This window comes from Candidatus Omnitrophota bacterium (assembly GCA_041650805.1).
In the GTDB taxonomy this organism is placed as follows: Bacteria; Omnitrophota; Gorgyraeia; order 2-01-FULL-45-10; family 2-01-FULL-45-10; genus JBAZKM01.
Genome location: JBAZKM010000003.1, coordinates 47,185 through 63,605 on the forward strand (window position 1 = coordinate 47,185; position 16,421 = coordinate 63,605).

18 protein-coding genes and 1 tRNA gene are annotated in these 16,421 nt (G+C 53.9%); all 19 read left to right on the plus strand.

The features are described 5' to 3' along the window. The first annotated feature begins 2 nt into the window (after window positions 1-2). The 19 genes from nadA (at window position 3) to WC515_02945 (ending at window position 16,402) form a co-directional block, all read left to right on the plus strand. Complete coding sequence (gene nadA, locus WC515_02855) at window positions 3-974, plus strand: quinolinate synthase NadA (GenBank protein MFA5146303.1); 972 nt, start codon at window positions 3-5, stop codon at window positions 972-974. Next, a complete protein-coding gene (locus WC515_02860; GenBank protein ID MFA5146304.1) occupies window positions 974-1,819 on the plus strand; it encodes an aspartate dehydrogenase in 846 nt (281 codons plus the stop codon). The genes nadA and WC515_02860 overlap by 1 nt, the downstream gene beginning before the upstream one ends. Further along, window positions 1,816-2,568 carry an ATP-binding protein gene (locus WC515_02865; GenBank protein MFA5146305.1) on the plus strand — a complete coding sequence of 251 codons (753 nt, stop codon included), beginning with the start codon at window positions 1,816-1,818 and terminating at the stop codon, window positions 2,566-2,568. The genes WC515_02860 and WC515_02865 overlap by 4 nt, the downstream gene beginning before the upstream one ends. Window positions 2,569-2,598: 30 nt before the next feature. Continuing rightward, window positions 2,599-2,829: a hypothetical protein gene (locus WC515_02870; protein MFA5146306.1), complete on the plus strand. Its 231-nt coding sequence runs from the start codon at window positions 2,599-2,601 to the stop codon at window positions 2,827-2,829. A 112-nt stretch (window positions 2,830-2,941) separates the two neighbouring features. Beyond that, on the plus strand, window positions 2,942-5,740 hold the full coding sequence (gene uvrA, locus WC515_02875) for an excinuclease ABC subunit UvrA (GenBank protein MFA5146307.1): 2,799 nt from the start codon (window positions 2,942-2,944) through the stop codon (window positions 5,738-5,740). Window positions 5,741-5,755: 15 nt separating this feature from the next. Continuing rightward, window positions 5,756-8,134, plus strand: coding sequence for a tetratricopeptide repeat protein (locus tag WC515_02880; protein MFA5146308.1), 2,379 nt, complete (start codon window positions 5,756-5,758; stop codon window positions 8,132-8,134). A gap of 22 nt (window positions 8,135-8,156) precedes the next feature. After that, a complete protein-coding gene (locus WC515_02885; GenBank protein ID MFA5146309.1) occupies window positions 8,157-8,789 on the plus strand; it encodes a MotA/TolQ/ExbB proton channel family protein in 633 nt (210 codons plus the stop codon). Then, window positions 8,779-9,171 (plus strand): biopolymer transporter ExbD, encoded by a 393-nt coding sequence (locus WC515_02890; protein MFA5146310.1) that lies wholly within the window; start codon window positions 8,779-8,781, stop codon window positions 9,169-9,171. The genes WC515_02885 and WC515_02890 overlap by 11 nt, the downstream gene beginning before the upstream one ends. 13 nt (window positions 9,172-9,184) lie before the next feature. Beyond that, entirely contained in the window at window positions 9,185-9,577 is a 393-nt protein-coding gene (locus tag WC515_02895; GenBank protein ID MFA5146311.1) for a hypothetical protein, read from the plus strand. A gap of 19 nt (window positions 9,578-9,596) precedes the next feature. Then, entirely contained in the window at window positions 9,597-9,836 is a 240-nt protein-coding gene (locus WC515_02900) for a hypothetical protein (GenBank protein MFA5146312.1), read from the plus strand. Beyond that, window positions 9,833-10,036, plus strand: a complete 204-nt coding sequence (locus WC515_02905; protein MFA5146313.1) for a winged helix-turn-helix domain-containing protein — start codon at window positions 9,833-9,835, stop codon at window positions 10,034-10,036. The genes WC515_02900 and WC515_02905 overlap by 4 nt, the downstream gene beginning before the upstream one ends. 17 nt (window positions 10,037-10,053) lie before the next feature. Continuing rightward, complete coding sequence (locus WC515_02910; GenBank protein MFA5146314.1) at window positions 10,054-10,326, plus strand: hypothetical protein; 273 nt, start codon at window positions 10,054-10,056, stop codon at window positions 10,324-10,326. A 144-nt stretch (window positions 10,327-10,470) separates the two neighbouring features. After that, window positions 10,471-10,791, plus strand: coding sequence for a divalent-cation tolerance protein CutA (gene cutA / locus WC515_02915; GenBank protein ID MFA5146315.1), 321 nt, complete (start codon window positions 10,471-10,473; stop codon window positions 10,789-10,791). 54 nt (window positions 10,792-10,845) lie between these two features. Further along, a tRNA-Ala gene (locus WC515_02920) sits at window positions 10,846-10,919 on the plus strand. 225 nt (window positions 10,920-11,144) lie between these two features. Further along, window positions 11,145-12,674, plus strand: a complete 1,530-nt coding sequence (gene amrB, locus WC515_02925; GenBank protein ID MFA5146316.1) for an AmmeMemoRadiSam system protein B — start codon at window positions 11,145-11,147, stop codon at window positions 12,672-12,674. Further along, window positions 12,671-13,585 (plus strand): hypothetical protein, encoded by a 915-nt coding sequence (locus WC515_02930; GenBank protein MFA5146317.1) that lies wholly within the window; start codon window positions 12,671-12,673, stop codon window positions 13,583-13,585. Before amrB ends, WC515_02930 begins: the two co-directional genes overlap by 4 nt. Window positions 13,586-13,598: 13 nt before the next feature. Next, complete coding sequence (locus tag WC515_02935) at window positions 13,599-14,342, plus strand: 16S rRNA (uracil(1498)-N(3))-methyltransferase (GenBank protein ID MFA5146318.1); 744 nt, start codon at window positions 13,599-13,601, stop codon at window positions 14,340-14,342. Beyond that, entirely contained in the window at window positions 14,317-15,642 is a 1,326-nt protein-coding gene (gene mtaB, locus WC515_02940) for a tRNA (N(6)-L-threonylcarbamoyladenosine(37)-C(2))-methylthiotransferase MtaB (GenBank protein ID MFA5146319.1), read from the plus strand. Before WC515_02935 ends, mtaB begins: the two co-directional genes overlap by 26 nt. Next, window positions 15,629-16,402, plus strand: coding sequence for a glycosyltransferase (locus tag WC515_02945; protein ID MFA5146320.1), 774 nt, complete (start codon window positions 15,629-15,631; stop codon window positions 16,400-16,402). The genes mtaB and WC515_02945 overlap by 14 nt, the downstream gene beginning before the upstream one ends. The last annotated feature ends 19 nt before the right edge of the window (window positions 16,403-16,421 follow it).

Sequence of the window (16,421 nt, forward strand, 5' to 3'; positions counted from 1 at the left end):
GCATGGTATATACTAAAAATGACGATCTGAAATACAACGAAACGCTGAAGAAGAAGATAGCGCAGCTCAAGAAGAAACGGAACGCCGTCATCATAGCCCATAATTACCAGCGCGACGAGATACAGGAGATCGCCGATATAAGCGGCGACAGCCTCGCCTTGTCGCAGGCAGCGGTGCGTACGGACGCGGACGTCATCGTCTTCTGCGGGGTCCGGTTCATGGCAGAGAGCGCATCCATCCTGAACCCGGATAAGAAGGTCCTCCTGCCGGTCCAGGAGGCCGGATGTCCCCTGGCCGATATGATAACGCCGGAGAAACTGCGCGCCAAGAAGAGGGAGCACCCGTCTGCCGCCGTCGTCTGTTACGTGAATTCAAGCGCTGAGGTTAAGGCGGAGAGCGACATAGCATGTACTTCGAGCAACGCCATCGAAGTGGTGAGGTCGCTGACGGAACGGCAGGTCATATTCGTGCCGGATAAGAACCTGGGGAGGTATGTCCAGACGCAGGTCCCGGAAAAAGAGATAATACTCTGGGACGGGTTCTGCCCGACCCATATACGTGTCCAGGAAGAGGATATCGTAAATACCAAGAAGCGTTACCCCAAAGCGGAGGTTATAGCGCATCCGGAATGCAACCCGGAGGTCCTCGCGCTCTCGGACCATATATGTTCTACCGGAGGGATGTTCAAATACGTTAAGGCATCGAAGACGGAAGAGTTCGTCATAGCCACTGAATCCGGGATGTTGTACAAACTGCAGAAGGACAACCCCGGGAAGAGATTTTACCTGCCTACGCAGAACCTCGTCTGCGCCAACATGAAACTCATTACGCTCGGTTGGGTGGCCCACAGCCTCGAGATGCTCGTCTATGAAGTGAGGGTATCCGACGAGGTAAGGGATAAGGCAAAGAAGGCGCTCGATCGTATGCTCAAGGTGACGGGGGAGAAGAAGGAAGCGGCGTTGGCGGGGTATTGATGAAAAGTCCACAGTCCACAGTCCATGGTCCACGGTCCAAGCCCAAAATCGGAATCATCGGGTGCGGGACGATAGGAAGCGAGATAGCGAAGGCCTGCCTGTTGAGATTGAATGGTGCCATTGAGCTTACCGCCATATGCGATATAGACCGGGAGAAGGCGAGCGCCCTGCAAAAAACCCTGGGCGGAAAGGTGGCCATCTTGGGGATAGACGGGCTCATTGAAAAGGTCGATGTGGTCGTAGAGGCCGCCAGCGCCAAAATTTCAGGGGAGATCCTCGAAAAGGCTGTCCGCTCGGAGAAGGACCTCCTGGTAATGAGCGTGGGCGGACTTATAGGGAGAGAGCCGTTGCTGAAAGAAGCCGCAAAGAAAGGGGTCCGCCTCTACATACCCTCGGGTGCCATATGCGGTATAGACGGCCTGAAGTCCGCCTCCGTCGGAAAGATAGATTCGGTACGCCTCACTACGAGGAAACCGCTTAAAGGCCTGGCCGGGGCGCCTTACCTGAAAGAGAAAGGCATAGAGATCGATTCCATAAAGGAAGAGACGGTCATCTTTGAAGGGAATGCAAAAGATGCTATAAGGTGGTTCCCGCAGAATGTCAACGTATCGGCCGTATTGAGCCTCGCCGGACTAGGCGCGGAAAAGACCGAAGTCAGGATAGTGACGTCTCCGGATTACACGAAGAACATACACGAGGTAGAGATAAGAGGGTCCTGCGGGGTCATCAGGACGGTGACCGAGAATGTGCCTTCGGCGGCAAACCCGAAGACGAGCGCGCTCGCTATCCTGTCGGCCATAGCGACACTCGAAGGCATAACGAAGAACATCAGGATAGGGACATGAGGCCGCTCACGCGGACCGGTAATTACATATCGACCAGGATAGGGAGGGCGATAGCCGACTATAAGCTGGTGGAGGATAAGGACAGGATCCTCGTGGCCGTATCGGGAGGGAAAGACAGCCTTTCCCTGTTGAAATTGCTTAACGAGAGAAAGAAGTGGGCGCCGGTAAGCTACGAACTCATAGCTATGCACGTAGAGACGGATCACCGGTGCAAGGGGTGCGCCCATACGGGGCGGTTGAAGAAGTTCTTTAAAGATATGGGTGTACAGTACCATTTCGAAAAGATAAAGATACTGGATAAAGATACTAAGACGACATCATGTTTCTGGTGCTCCTGGAACAGGAGGAAGGCACTCTTCATGGCGGCTGACAGGTTAGGCTGCAATAAGGTGGCGCTGGGCCACCATGCGGATGACATAATAGAAACGCTCTTTCTCAATATATTCTACCATGGTGAATTCTCGGCGATGAACCCCAGGCAGGAGCTCTTCGGGGGGCGTCTTACCATAATACGCCCTTTATGCTACGTGGAGGAGAACGCCATGCGCAAATTTGCCAGGGAGAGCGATTTCCCGCCGCAGACGTGCGCCTGCCCGAATTCGCAGGTCTCGAAGCGCCGCGCTGTCAAAAAGATGATAAGCGAGATCGAGAAGGACTGCGAATATGTAAAGAAGAACATATTCAGGAGCATCACGCGTATAAATAAAGAGTATACACAGATCAAAGGGTCTGTGGATGATTATGATTAAAAATCAAATGACGGAAGGGGGTGAATCATAATGGCGGAGAAAGTCGCAAAGGTAGGTATAAAGCGCAAAAAGGGATATCTCTATTACGTCGATAAGAAGGGCAACGTAGTTGAGACGAAGATGGCGAGAGGTAAATCCAAGGGCGGCGGCGGTAAGGTCATCGCGCGTCCGGGCGTGAAGAAGGTAAAAGGTTACCTCTACTTCATCGACAAAAAGGGAGATGTCGGCAGGGCGAAGATGAGAAGGGGCGGGAGGAAGTAACCGCTTCCTGGTATAACAGTAGCAAGAGGACAGGGTAAGCGTTTTGCGCTTATTCTGTCCTCTTGTGTTATTTTTACATATATGCTAATATTACCCTAATACCATAATATATATGAACGAACGGGATGTTATATTCATAAAAGGCGCGCGGGAACATAACCTGAAGGGTCTCGACCTGGAGATACCCCGCAGGAAACTCGTAGTCGTCACGGGCCTCTCCGGCTCCGGGAAGTCGTCGCTTGCATTCGACACCATCTACGCCGAAGGGCAGCGCAGGTATGTGGAGAGCCTCTCCAGTTATGCCAGGCAGTTCCTCGAACAGCTGCAGAAACCAGACGTCGAATATATCGAAGGGTTGTCGCCGGCTATAAGTATAGAGCAGAGGACGGCCGGCTCGAACCCCCGTTCTACGGTGGGGACGCAGACCGAGATCTATGATTACCTGCGGCTCCTCTTCGCGCGGATAGGCATGCCCCATTGCCCGGTTTGCGGCAAGCCGATAACCAGGCAGACGTCGCAGGAGATCGTCGAACAGATCACCGCCCTGCCGCCGGGGACCAAGGTCCTGATACTAGCGCCGCTCGTGCGCGGTAAGAAGGGGGAGTACAGAGACATCTTCCAGAAGGTGAGAAAAGACGGGTTTGTCAGAGTGCGCGTTGACGGCAAGATAACGGAACTGGAAAAGAAGATAGCTCTGGATAAGAACAAAAAACACACTATAGAGATAGTGGTTGACCGTCTCGTCCTGAAAGATGACGCAAAGAAGCGCCTCACCGATTCGGTCGAGACGGCCCTCGAGGCCGGCGGGCGTCTCGTGATCGTTTCGACGGAAGATAGCGGCGGATACAGAGACCGTCTCTTCAACGAACAGTATGCCTGCGCGGACTGCGGGGTGAGCATAGAAGAGATAGAGCCGAGGATATTCTCCTTCAACTCCCCGTACGGCGCCTGCCAGGTATGCGGCGGGCTCGGCAACAAGATGGAGATAGACCCGGAACTTGTGATACCGGATAAGTCAAAGGCGGTCCTGGACGCGGTAGATGCCTGGCGGCGCGGAGGCAAAGGGCTTTATATATATTACAGGCGCCTCCTGCGTTCCCTCGCGCACAGGCATAACTTCGACGTCGAAACGCCTTTCAGGGACCTCCCCAAAGATATCAAAAAGATAGTCCTTTACGGCGAAGGGAACGACGGCGGGTGGGGCTCTTTCGAGGGCGTTGTGCCGAACCTCGAGAGGCGTTTCCGGGAGACGGAGAGCGAATTTATAAAGACCGAGATAAATAAGTACATGTCTGTCCTGCCTTGTCCCGCATGTAAAGGCACGAGGTTAAAGGCGGAGAGCCTCTCCGTCACCATCGCGAAGAAGAACATAGCCGGGGTCTGCGCCCTCTCCATAAAAGACCTGAAGACGTTCTTTGCGCGTCTCTCTTTGAGCGGGACGCAGTCGGAGATCGCGCACCAGGTGCTGAAAGAGATACGTTCACGCCTCCAGTTCATGGTGAACGTGGGGCTCGATTACCTGACGCTCGACAGAAGGAGCGGCACTCTCTCCGGAGGAGAGGCGCAGCGGATACGGCTTGCGACCCAGATCGGCTCCGGCCTCGTCGGGGTTATATATATCCTGGACGAACCGAGCATAGGGTTGCATCAGAAGGATAATTCGAAACTGCTCGATACGCTGATCGCTCTCAGGGACCTGGGGAACACCCTTATAGTAGTGGAACATGACGAGGCAACGATACGGAAGGCGGATTACATCATAGACCTGGGGCCGGGCGCAGGTGAGCACGGCGGCCGGATAATCGCCAGAGGGTCGCTAAAAGATATACTCGATTCCAAAGATTCGCTGACAGGCAAGTATCTGAGGGGGGAATCGAGTATCCCCGTCCCGCGCGCAAGACGGCTCCGTGATGACAGGAGAGTGCTCACGATAACGGGCGCCGGAGAGCATAATCTCAAGAATATAGACGTTCATATACCTCTCGGCCTTTTTGTCTGCGTGACGGGTGTCTCCGGCTCCGGCAAGAGCACGCTCGTCGACGAGATCCTCTACAGGGCCCTTGCAAAGCGATTGTACAGGTCCAAAGAGAAGCCGGGCGCCCATAAGAAGATAACGGGTATAGAGCATATCGATAAGGTCATCGTGATAGACCAGTCGCCGATAGGCAGGACGCCGCGCTCGAACCCGGCTACATATACGGGCGCTTTCGCCCCGATACGCGACCTCTTTTCCAGGCTCCCGGAAGCGAAGGTGCGCGGCTACAGGTCCGGCAGGTTCAGTTTCAACGTAAAGGGCGGCAGGTGTGAAGCGTGCATGGGGGACGGGATAAAACAGATCGAGATGCATTTCCTGCCCGATGTCCATATACAATGCGAAGTGTGCAAGGGTAAACGGTTTAACGAACAGACGCTCAATATCAGGTATAAAGGATATTCGATCGCCGATGTCCTTGAGATGTCGGTCGAGGACGCGCTCGGTATATTCGAGAACGTGCCGTCCGTAAGGAATAAGCTGAAGACGCTCTATGAGGTGGGCCTCGGCTACATAAGGTTGGGGCAGTCGGCGACCACCCTTTCCGGAGGAGAGGCACAGAGGATAAAACTTGCCACAGAGCTCTCCAGGACGTCGACGGGGAGGACATTCTATATACTTGATGAACCGACGACCGGGCTTCACTTTGCGGACATAGAGAAGCTCCTGGGTGTATTGCATGCGCTCGTGGAACAGGGCAATACGGTCCTGGTGATAGAACATAACCTCGATGTGATAAAGACGGCGGATCATATAATCGACCTCGGGCCGGAGGGCGGGGACGACGGCGGAGAGGTGGTCGCTGAGGGTCCTCCCGAAGAGATAGCGAAGACGAAGGCGTCGTATACGGGGAAGTATCTAGCCGAGGTATTAAAATAACGTAGGGTATAGGGTATGGGGTATAGGGTATCGGGTATAGGGTATAGGGTGAAGGTATGGGCGGGAGCGATCGCGGTCCTTTCAGCCATCTTATGCTCATCCTCCGCCGTATTTGCGGAGGAGGGGCAGGAAGAGAACGATATCATATTTGTGAAGAAGGCTTTCAGTGACGGATTCTACGACCTGGCGCAGGAGCGCATAGAGAGTTTTCTCGCTTCATATCCCCGCACATCCCATCTCTATGAGATGCACCTGCTCTTGGGCAGGTGCTTCTATTATCAGAACAATCCCGCAAAGGCCCTCTATGAATTTGACATAGTCCTCGCTGCCCCCGCGGGGGCAGCGCTGCAGGACGAGGCGTTATACTGGGAAGGCGAGGTCTATTTCAGGAGCGGCGATTTCAGGAAGTCACTGGAGCTTTATCAGAAGGTGATCGATAATTTTCATTCGTCAAAGTACGGCGGGTATGCCCTTCACGGCAAGGCGTGGGCGTATTACCGGCTCGGTTTCTTTGAAGAGGCGATAAAGTCGTTCCGCGAGGTGGTCGCCAGATATCCTTTCGAAAAGATAGCCGTGGAGTCGCAGTTCAAGATAGGAGAATGCAGCCACCTCCTGGGGAAGTACGACGAGGCGATACGGGAACTGAAGGAATTTATAGATAAATTCCCGGTTTCCGAGAGGGTCGCGGAGGCCCATTATATGATCGGCGAGTCCGATTTCTATCTAAGCAACTATCGCGAGGCCGTAGTCTCCTTCAGGAAGGCAACGGCCATCTCGCCCAAGGCGAAGTGGGCCCCTTTCGCTCTTTACAGGATAGGCCGCTGCCTATTTCATCTGGGCGATTACGCCCAAAGCGCGGTGGAATTAAAGAATTGTCTTACAAATCCCGAGAACGACCTGCTCGCCAGCCTTTCGTACCTGGGCCTGTCCCAGGACTATGAGGCCATGGGCCTTTACGATAACGCCATAGAGGCCTGCGACGATATCATACAGAAATACGGTAATAGCGACGCAGCGCCGGAGGCATACTATAGAAAGGCGAAGCTATTATACGACCGGAAGAAATACAAGGATGCGGAGATCGCGTGCCTGGAGGCCATCGAAAAGTTCCCGAAATCGGAATATATCGACGAATTCCACTACGTGCTGGGACTGGCGTATGGGATGCTGGGTGAGGACGAAGAGGCGATCGCGGAGCTGGGATGGGCGGGGGCGCACTCGAGCGATGTGAACCTTGCTTCGTCGGCCCTGTGCAAGATAGGCGATATATACATAGACAGGAAGGATCTTAAGGAAGCGGCAAAGAATTTCGAGATAGTCCTGAGAGAGCACCCCGACAGCCAATGGGCCGATTACGCGCAGTACCAGCTGGCCAGCATATTCCTTTGGACCGACAGCTTCGACCAGGCGATCCTGGCTTACCAGAGCGTGATCACAAATTTTCCCGATACGACACTCAGGGAAAAGGCGGTCTTCCAGCTGGGCATGGCGTATTTCAAGCGCAGGGATTTTGAGCACGCCTCAGCCGAATACGGGAGATCGATCGAAGAATTCCCGGACGGCGAGATGAAGGACCGGGCAAGATTTTATCTTGCCAATTCACTGTACAATCTAAATAGGTTCGAGGAGGCGCTCGAGGCATTCAAAAAGGTGGCAAAGGAAACGCCTTCCGAAGAGCTGAGGATGACCTCGCGCTACCAGATCGGATGGTGTTATTACAACCTGCACAAAGAGACCGAGGCCGCAGACGAGTTCGGCCGTTTCCTGAAAGAGTACCCCGGTTCAGATATGGCCTCCGATGTCTATTTCTGGTTCGGCGAATACTACAGGGCGAAGGCGCGGTACGACAAGGCGAAAGAATATTTTGAGGCCGTGATGAAAGACCGCGCGTCGGGCGATATCGCAGACCAGGCGTTATACCAGCTGGCGCAGACCCTCGCCGTTGAGGGGAAAGGGGATGAGGCCATAGCGCGTTTCAAGGAACTGGCCGTACGGTCTCCCGGGGGCCCGCTCGAGAATACCGCATATCGCAAGATCGCCGCCATGGAAAAAGAGAGAGGCAACTTCGATTCCGCCATATCTTATTTCAGGAAAGCCATAACCGCGGAGAACAGTGAGCTCAACGCGCAGATCGAGTATGAGATCGCCGAATCGCTCGAAGGGAAAGGTGCGTATGCCGAAGCCGCCGAGGAATATCTGAAAGTCCCCTACCTGTATTCCAAGTGGTCATTCTGGTCCGTGCGCTCGCAGCTTAAATGCGCTCAAATTTTTGAGCGGCTTGAGAGATGGAACGACGCAAAGAAGATGTATGAAAAACTCGCGGGCATGGATGTCGAGGAGTCGAAATTCGCGAAAGACCGTCTCGAATGGCTGAGGTGGAGAGGGGAGAAGTAAGGAACTTTACGAGGAGGATGTTATGTGGGATATGATACAAAAGGGCGGGCCGATGATGTACCTGATAATGGTATCGTCGGTGCTGGCATTTGCCGTATTCATCGAGCGGTTGTACCACCTGAACAGGGCCCGCATAGATGCCGATAAGTTCATGGACGACGTCACGAATATTTTAAAGAGGAACAGGATAATAGAAGCTATAGAGATGTGTAATTCTACACCAGGCCCGATCGCCCATATAGTCAAGGCGGGCATCCTGAAGCACGACAGGTCAAAACCGGAGATAAGAGAGGCCGTCGAGGAAGCCGGGCAGCTTGAGATACCGCGGCTGGAACGCCACCTCCCTGTGCTGGCCACCATCGCGCATATAGCCCCCCTCCTGGGGCTCCTCGGCACGGTCACAGGGATGATACGGTCTTTCCAGGTGATACAACAGAAGACGCTTTCCATGGTGCCGGTAAATCCGGGAGACCTGGCCGGGGGCATATGGGAATCTCTCCTGGCGACGCTCGCGGGCCTCTCCGTAGCCATACCGACATACGTTGCCTATAACTATCTGGTGAGCCAGGTAGGCGGCCTCGTATACGATATGGAGAGGAGCGCCACGGATCTCGTGAACCTGCTCTCCTCGCGAAGGGACACGTATGAGGTTTAAGACCCGTCTGAAGATAGAGAAGGGCCTTCTGGACATGACGCCGTTACTCAACGTCTTCTTCCTTCTTCTTATCTTCTTTCTCTTCACATCAAGTTTCATATTCCAGCCCGGCATAAGGGTGAACCTCCCCAAGGCAGTGACGAGCGAGGTGATACCGCAGGAGAATGTCGTGATCGTCATCACCAGGGACGATAAGGTCCATTTCAATGACCGCGAGATGTCGCACGACGAACTAGTTTCAAACTTAAGGATAATAGCGAAAGAGAAGGCGTCCCTTCTCATAAAGGCGGACAGCAGGGCCTCCCTGGGTCGTATCGTAGAGATATGGGATATGTGCAGGTCAGAAGGCGTCTCCCAGATAAACATAGCAACGCACCAGTGAAGATATGGTCAGGATGATAAAAGACAGGATCTTTATAACCGCGTTCGCAGCGTCGCTGGTGTTGCACGTATTCTGGCTATCTATGGTAACGGTGGTATCGCCCCCGGTAGACGCGAAGAAGACAAGGTTCTCTAAGGTGGCTTTCCTGGGTCCCATACTTGAGAGGGGTGTCTTTAAGGTCGGCATCGGACCGCGGGAGCGCACGTTCCTGGAAGAACGCTATTTCAAGAATATCAATAGCATCGAAACGTCTTTTTCGGATAAAGTCAAGACGGCCCCGGCAGCGGTTTTTCGCCCGACGCCCGCTAAAGGGGATGAAAATAGAGCGGACAGGGAGAGGTTACTGGACCTTGTGGAAGGCGCGGTAACCGGTCATAAAGCGGAACCGTCTTCTTTAATAGAATAGTTGTTATTCTCTTATAATTATGATAAAATTAGATATATCGGCATTGATCTTTTTCTATATGCTCTCATCGGCCGTCATCATCCTGATCGTATGGGCGGTATCCGGCGAGAGGAAGAGGGGACGCAGCGCGGGTAAAGAAGCGGGTTATATCTGGAAGTGCTCGGTCTGTTTTCATAATTACATCGATTCAAAACATGAGGATATATCTCTCTGCCCGGTATGCGGCAGTTACAACAAAAAAGAGGGGGTGGACGTATGATCACCGAGATCGGTATTACCGCCGGAGACATTTGGCACTATCTTGACACTCACGGGAAGAGTTCTCTGGACCAGATCGTTATGGGCATCGCTACCGAGAGGGACCGGGTTCTCATGAGCATAGGCTGGCTTTCCCGGGAAGGCCATATTATAGTGGAAGGGAAGAGCCCTAATTACCAGGTATATCTGCGGGGAAGATAATACGAGAAGGGGGATGTATGGAAGAGAAGAGGAGCCTCAGGGATGAGGAGAAAGTACCGATAGTAGCCCCTCTGAAAGTATTGGGTCAGAAGACCATCAATAAGCGTTTCGGATGGTGGTCCGCGGTCGTCCTGCTTGAAAGTTATGGAAGAAAGCAGGTATGCTTCTACCTGTGGCAAAAGAAAGAAGACGGCGGGTGGAAGAGGAAGCAGAAGTTCGCGATCCATAACCAGGAGGACTGGGAGCTGATCCAGGATGCCGTTAACGGCATGATAGGGGAGCTGACGTAAGGCGGACGCTCACTGAACGATTTCCCGAAGATGTATCACGATGCCGCGCAAGAGGATTGCTCTATATCCCGATGGTAACGCCTCCGGCATCGGTACCCGCGTATTTCCGACCTCAAATAACCGATAATTTTCCTAGAGACGCATATGGGCAAAGGGCATATTATAATACTGGTCACCTGCGGATCGATGAAAGAGGCCGATACTGTCGCAAGTTCGCTCCTGAAGAAGCGCCTGGCGGCGTGCGCGAATATAATAGACGGGGTGCGGTCGCGGTTCTGGTGGCAGGGGAAGGTCGACTCTGCAGACGAGGTGCTCGTCCTTTTTAAGGCGCCCGCCGGTAATTTCCGGGCTATCGAGAAAGAGGTGAAGCGCCTCCATAGTTACGATGTGCCGGAGATCATTGCGATACCGATCACAGCCGGGAGCAGGGAATATCTCAACTGGATAGACGAAAGCGCGGGCTAGAGATTTAGCTTGTAAAAAGGGGTAGGATTTTTTATCATATACCTTATGTAGCTCGGGGCCGTAGTAAAGCGGGATTACGCAGCGTTCGCAACGCTGAATCACGGGTTCGATTCCCGTCGGCTCCACCATATTACGTGGTGTTTACGGGCAGGTTATAAGGTAACTTATAGGAGAATCGAAGCCCGCGAGCGCCGAGCGAAGCGAGGAAAAGGCCTCTGGCCGGCAGCGAGCGGACTGGCTACGCAGGCGGCCTCTGGACGCCGAAGTAGCCGATTCCCGTCGGCTCCACCATCCTGCTTCGCCATTCAATGAGAAAAAACTCGGGTATGGCTTCACAGAGATTACGGCAGGTTATGATGAATAAACCGATCTTATTCTTAACCTTAACCCTAACCCTGGCCTTAACCTTTTCATCATATGCCTCCGACACCAAGCAGGCGGACCTGGCCGGCAATTGGTATCCCGCCAACAGAGAGGAGCTGATATACCTCCTGGGCGGTTATCTGGAAAGCGCCGATCCGGATGATGTAGAAGGGGAGATATTCGCCATAATAGCGCCCCATGCCGGCTACAGGTTCTCAGGTCCCGTTGCCGCCCATGCCTTTAAGGCTGTACGCCGGAAAGCGGTGAAGACGGTCATCGTAATAGGGTTCGCCCACCGGAAGTTCTTTGACGGCATATCTATATATGACAGGGGGAGCTTTACGACCCCGCTCGGCGAGCTTTCCGTTGACACGGAACTTGCGAAGAAGATAAGCGCCGGGAACCCGAAGATATCGTACTACCCGGACGCCTTCAGCGGCGAAAATTCGATAGAGATGCAGCTCCCGTTCATACAGATGGTCTTCGGTGATGCCAGGATCGTGCCCATAGCCTTCGGCAATCAGTCGTATGAATATGCCGTTATCCTCGCAGATGCCCTGAGCGCCGCCTTAAAAGAGAGGGATGATTGCCTCATCGTTGCCAGTACGGATATGTCACACTACCATCCGTATGAAGAGGCGAAGGCCATCGATAGCCATGCGATACGCCTTCTCGAATCGAAGAAGGTGAAGGAGCTATATGATGAAGTGAGCCTCCGTATATGCGAGTTTTGCGGGGTCCTTCCCGTCGCCGCCACTTTACTCGCCGCGGAGAAACTGGGTTTCGGGGATATCAGGATATTGAAGTACGCCAATTCCGGAGATACGTTCGGTCCTAAGGAAGATGTAGTGGGATATGTGAGCGCGGTGATATACAAAAAGTCACCAGTCACCGGTCACCAGTCACCAGCGGGGACGAATTATAAGCCGCGGGGCTCGGAAGACGGGAAGGGAGAAGGGAAGATGCTCAATGAGACACAACGAAAGCGGTTGTTGCAGATAGCGAGGGAGTCGGTCACGGGTTTTGTGAGAGACGGGAAGAGGAGACGCTTTACCGAAAGCGATCCCGTGTTGAATATGCCCATGGGGGCGTTCGTGACCCTTCATGAGGGCGGAGAGCTGAGGGGGTGCATCGGCAACATGATAGGCCAGGGACCGTTATATCAGACCGTGGCGGATATGGCCATTGAGGCAGGAACGGGTGATCCCAGGTTCCCGGCGGTCTCTTCCGCGGAACTTGATAAGATAGAGATCGAGATATCTGTCCTTTCTCCGATGAAGAGGGTCTCGGGGCCGGATGAGATCAAAGTGCCGGGCCACGGCGTCATCGTAAGGCAGGGGGGCATGAGCGGCGTCTACCTGCCCCAGGTCGCCGAGGAGACCGGGTGGAGCAAAGAAGAGTTCCTTACGAGCCTCTGTGCGCATAAAGCGGGTCTTGCGCCCGACGCGTGGAGAGATCCGGCAACAGAGATGTACGTATTCACAGCCGAGGTATTTGGCGAGAAAGGGGGAAAAAGGTGAAGAACAGGAATTTGATCATAGGCATAATAGTCGCAACGGTAGTGCTTGTAATATTTTTGGCGATGCAGGGAAAACCGGCGAAGAAGGCCGTAAAGAAGGCGGTCCCCGCGGCGGGAAAGGCACAGCCCGGTCTACCCGCCAAGAAGGCGATATCCAAAGATAAAGGAGCGCTTACGGTAAAGGCGACCGATTCGAAGGGCAAAGAGGTCAACGTCAGGATAAAGGCATTCAGGTCGTATGACGCCAGGTCAAGTTTATATGATACCTCCTTTGCGGCAAACAGGATGCAGGAGCTTTCACCGGGCAATTATGACCTTGAGATCGAGACGACCCCGGCCAAGATATATAAAGGCGTCAATATCGCCAAAGGTAAAGAACATGTAGAGGATCTCGGCGCTATCACCGGCGCCGTACTGGTAAAGGCGACGGATTCCAGGGGAAAGGCGGCCGCATATCCGGTGAGGGCCGTATATTCCAGGACGACCTTGATGGTCGCGAGCGGCACTATGAACAGGCCCCTGGAGCTTGTGCCGGGTGCGTACGATATAGAGATATGGACGGCCCCGCGCCAGCTTCGCAGAGACGTAAAGGTCGAAGCGGGGAAAGAGAATCTTATAGATCTCGGCTGCGCTACAGGGTCCCTCATAGTGAAGACCGCGGACGAGAGCGGTAAAGCGGTAAAGAGCAATGTAAGGGTGACGAGGCCGGAGAACGGCGAAGCCGTATTGTCGGGAAAGGACGGACAACCGATGGAGCTCCTGCCGGGCATCTATGATGTCGAGACGATGGCAGGGCCAAGGCATGTGAAGAAAGGTAATACCGTAAAGGCGGGCGAAGAGACGGTAGTGGAATTGATCATACAGGCGCCCAAACCCGCACCTGCGGCTGCGCCGGCAAAGCCGAAAAAGTAAGGCAGTTCGATATATGGGCAGATTTTACGTTCCGCCGGAGGCGGTTAAAGGGAAGACCGTTATCATAAGCGGGAGAGAGGCGCATCATATCATAAACGTGATGCGCCTCAAGAGATCAGACGGTGTCGTTACGTTCGACGGATCCGGCAGGGAGTATGCCGGCATAATAAAGGATATAAGGGGAAAGACCGTAGAGGTCGAGATAATATCGACGCGGGAGCCCGTGCGCGGAACAGGCCTTCAGGTCACGCTCGTCCAGGCGCTCCCCAAGAAAGAGAAGATGGACTATATAGTGGAGAAAGGGACTGAACTGGGTGTCGCTTCCATAATACCGGTGATGACCGAGCGGACCATAGTCGACTGGGACGGTCCCAGGAGACAGGGCGCGGTCGCGCGGTGGCGTAAAATAGCGACCGAGGCCGCAAAACAATGCGGGAGGGCCGACATCCCCCTCATAGCCGATGTGACGGAGCTTAAGGGGTTCTTTAACGCGCCGCCGGAGCGCGACGCGGGTATTATAGCCGCACTGAGCGAAGATGCCGCACCCCTTAAGGAGGTCCTGGGGGCGTACCGTTCCGCCCGCCGCATATCCGTTCTGATAGGGCCCGAAGGTGACTTTACGCCCCATGAGATCAAAGAGGCAAAAGACAAAAAATTCAGGGTGGTTAACCTGGGGCCGCGTGTCCTGAAGAGCGACACGGCAGGGCTTGCGGTCCTGGCGATCATTGACTATGAACTATCAGGCCGGACAGTATAAAAGATTCTTTATAAAGACGCTTGGCTGCAAGGTCAACCAGTACGAATCCCAGGCTATCAGGGAGGACCTTGTAAGGAACGGCTTCAATGAGTGCGTCGCGGAAGATACCGCGGATATATATATCGTAAATACATGCACCGTCACAGGCAAAGCGGATAAGGAGTCCCGCCACTGGATAGGCCTCTTCCATGGCCTGAATCCCGGCGCCCGGATAGTCGTGACCGGTTGTTATACGGAAAAGAACGCGCATGAGCTGGCGGCCATGCCGGGCATATCGCACATAGTCAGGAACAGCGATAAGAACCGCATGGGGGAGATACTCGGCTCCGGAGGAGACCGCTTAAGGCCTGCCGCGCCGCTTGCGATCAGCGATTTCAAGGGACATTCGAAGGCGTTCGTCAAGATACAGGACGGATGCGAGAATTCCTGCTCTTATTGCAAGGTGCCTTCGGTCCGCGGACCGCTTACATCAAGACCGCTGAACGAGATATTGGAAGAGGCCCGGCGTCTCGTAGAGAACGGTTTTAAAGAGATAGTCCTCACGGGTATATGCCTGGGCGCATGGGGGAAAGACCTTGCCTCTAACGCCATAGCCGAAGAGATGGGGATAGCGGCCATGGGCCTTACGGATCTCCTGAAGGAACTCGACAGATCCCCCCGCGATTTCAGGATACGCCTGAGCTCCATAGAGCCCAGATACATCACCGGCGAACTCATAGAGTTCATGTCAAAAAATAAGAGGATCTGCCGCCATCTGCATATACCTTTCCAGTCCGGGGACGATGAGGTGCTCAGGCGGATGAATAGGCCGTACACCGCGGGCTATCAGAGAGACCTGGCGGCCAGGATCAGGCACGACATGCCGGACATAGCCATAACCACCGACATCCTCACGGGGTTCCCCGGAGAGACCGACGGAGAATTCCGTAATACGCTCGATTTTCTGCGGGATATATTGCCGGCCCGCACCCACATATTCACATTCAGCAGGCGCGAAGGCACGCCCGCGTATAATATGGCCCCCCAGGTAGCTCCCCATATCGTCAGGCAGCGATATTGTGCCCTTAAGGTCTTCGCATTGACTTCCGCCTATCTCTACAGGGAACGTTTTCTGGGCAAAAGGCTCGACATACTGGTCGAGTCGAAGCGGGATAAGGAGTCGGGCCTGCTGACCGGATATTCCGATAATTATATAAGGGTCCTGTTTGACGGCCCGGAAGCCCTGATGCGGAAGATAACCCCGGTAAGGGTAGAATACGTCAATATGATGCGCTCCACAGGTATATATGAGCCAGGATAGAAGCGCCAGTATCATAATCGCGGTATGGAACCAGCTCGGCTATACGAAACTTGCCGTGGAGTCGGTTCTTAAGAACACAACGACACCTTTTGAGTTCGTGATAGTAGATAACGGCTCGAAGCCGGAGGTCAGGGCGTATTTTGATTCGCTGAAAGGGCGCGCCGATATAAATTATATAAGGAACGAAGAGAACCTCGGCCCTATAAGGGCCATAAACCAGGGCATAAATGCCTCCGGCAAAGATTATGTAGTCGTTATGCACAATGACGTCATCATCCTCGAGAACGGGTGGCTGGGGAAGATGATATCCTGCGCCGAGAGCGATCCGCGGATAGGTATCGTCGGATTGGCCGGCAGAAAGGAGATATATAAGACAGGGTGCGTGAACGAAGAGAGCTTAAAGCACGATCTCCAGAACGAAGACCTGAACCCTCCTATGACAGAGGAGACCTCAGAGGTGGCCGTTATCGACGGGCTCTGTTTCATGATGACCAGGCGGCTGCTTGCCGGGATAAAGGGGCTCGATGAGACGTACGGGTATATGCATTGTTACGACCTTGATATATCCATGCAGAGCGCGGAGGCCGGGTTCAGGAATGTGGTTGCAAAGGTAGAGGCGATGCACATAGGTAACGGGGGCATGACCAGGAAGACGCGCGAGTACAGGGAGCTGGTGCGCGATGATTATGACCTCCTGAAACGCAATTGCAAGGTATTTGCCCGTAAGTGGCGGCATATGTTGCCCCTCAAGGTGGATTGATGGGAAAATTTTCTTGACA

Excerpts from the sequence above, each read along its gene's own strand:
- uvrA (MFA5146307.1), top strand. The coding sequence starts at position 2,942 with ATGAACGAACGGGATGTTATATTCATAAAAGGCGCGCGGGAACATAAC.
- WC515_02895 (MFA5146311.1), top strand. The coding sequence starts at position 9,185 with ATGATAAAAGACAGGATCTTTATAACCGCGTTCGCAGCGTCGCTGGTG.
- WC515_02870 (MFA5146306.1), top strand. The coding sequence starts at position 2,599 with ATGGCGGAGAAAGTCGCAAAGGTAGGTATAAAGCGCAAAAAGGGATAT.
- nadA (MFA5146303.1), top strand. The coding sequence starts at position 3 with ATGGTATATACTAAAAATGACGATCTGAAATACAACGAAACGCTGAAG.
- WC515_02860 (MFA5146304.1), top strand. The coding sequence starts at position 974 with ATGAAAAGTCCACAGTCCACAGTCCATGGTCCACGGTCCAAGCCCAAA.
- WC515_02900 (MFA5146312.1), top strand. The coding sequence starts at position 9,597 with ATGATAAAATTAGATATATCGGCATTGATCTTTTTCTATATGCTCTCA.
- WC515_02910 (MFA5146314.1), top strand. The coding sequence starts at position 10,054 with ATGGAAGAGAAGAGGAGCCTCAGGGATGAGGAGAAAGTACCGATAGTA.
- WC515_02865 (MFA5146305.1), top strand. The coding sequence starts at position 1,816 with ATGAGGCCGCTCACGCGGACCGGTAATTACATATCGACCAGGATAGGG.
- mtaB (MFA5146319.1), top strand. The coding sequence starts at position 14,317 with ATGAACTATCAGGCCGGACAGTATAAAAGATTCTTTATAAAGACGCTT.
- WC515_02885 (MFA5146309.1), top strand. The coding sequence starts at position 8,157 with ATGTGGGATATGATACAAAAGGGCGGGCCGATGATGTACCTGATAATG.
- WC515_02945 (MFA5146320.1), top strand. The coding sequence starts at position 15,629 with ATGAGCCAGGATAGAAGCGCCAGTATCATAATCGCGGTATGGAACCAG.
- cutA (MFA5146315.1), top strand. The coding sequence starts at position 10,471 with ATGGGCAAAGGGCATATTATAATACTGGTCACCTGCGGATCGATGAAA.
- WC515_02935 (MFA5146318.1), top strand. The coding sequence starts at position 13,599 with ATGGGCAGATTTTACGTTCCGCCGGAGGCGGTTAAAGGGAAGACCGTT.
- WC515_02905 (MFA5146313.1), top strand. The coding sequence starts at position 9,833 with ATGATCACCGAGATCGGTATTACCGCCGGAGACATTTGGCACTATCTT.
- WC515_02890 (MFA5146310.1), top strand. The coding sequence starts at position 8,779 with ATGAGGTTTAAGACCCGTCTGAAGATAGAGAAGGGCCTTCTGGACATG.
- amrB (MFA5146316.1), top strand. The coding sequence starts at position 11,145 with ATGATGAATAAACCGATCTTATTCTTAACCTTAACCCTAACCCTGGCC.
- WC515_02880 (MFA5146308.1), top strand. The coding sequence starts at position 5,756 with ATGGGGTATAGGGTATCGGGTATAGGGTATAGGGTGAAGGTATGGGCG.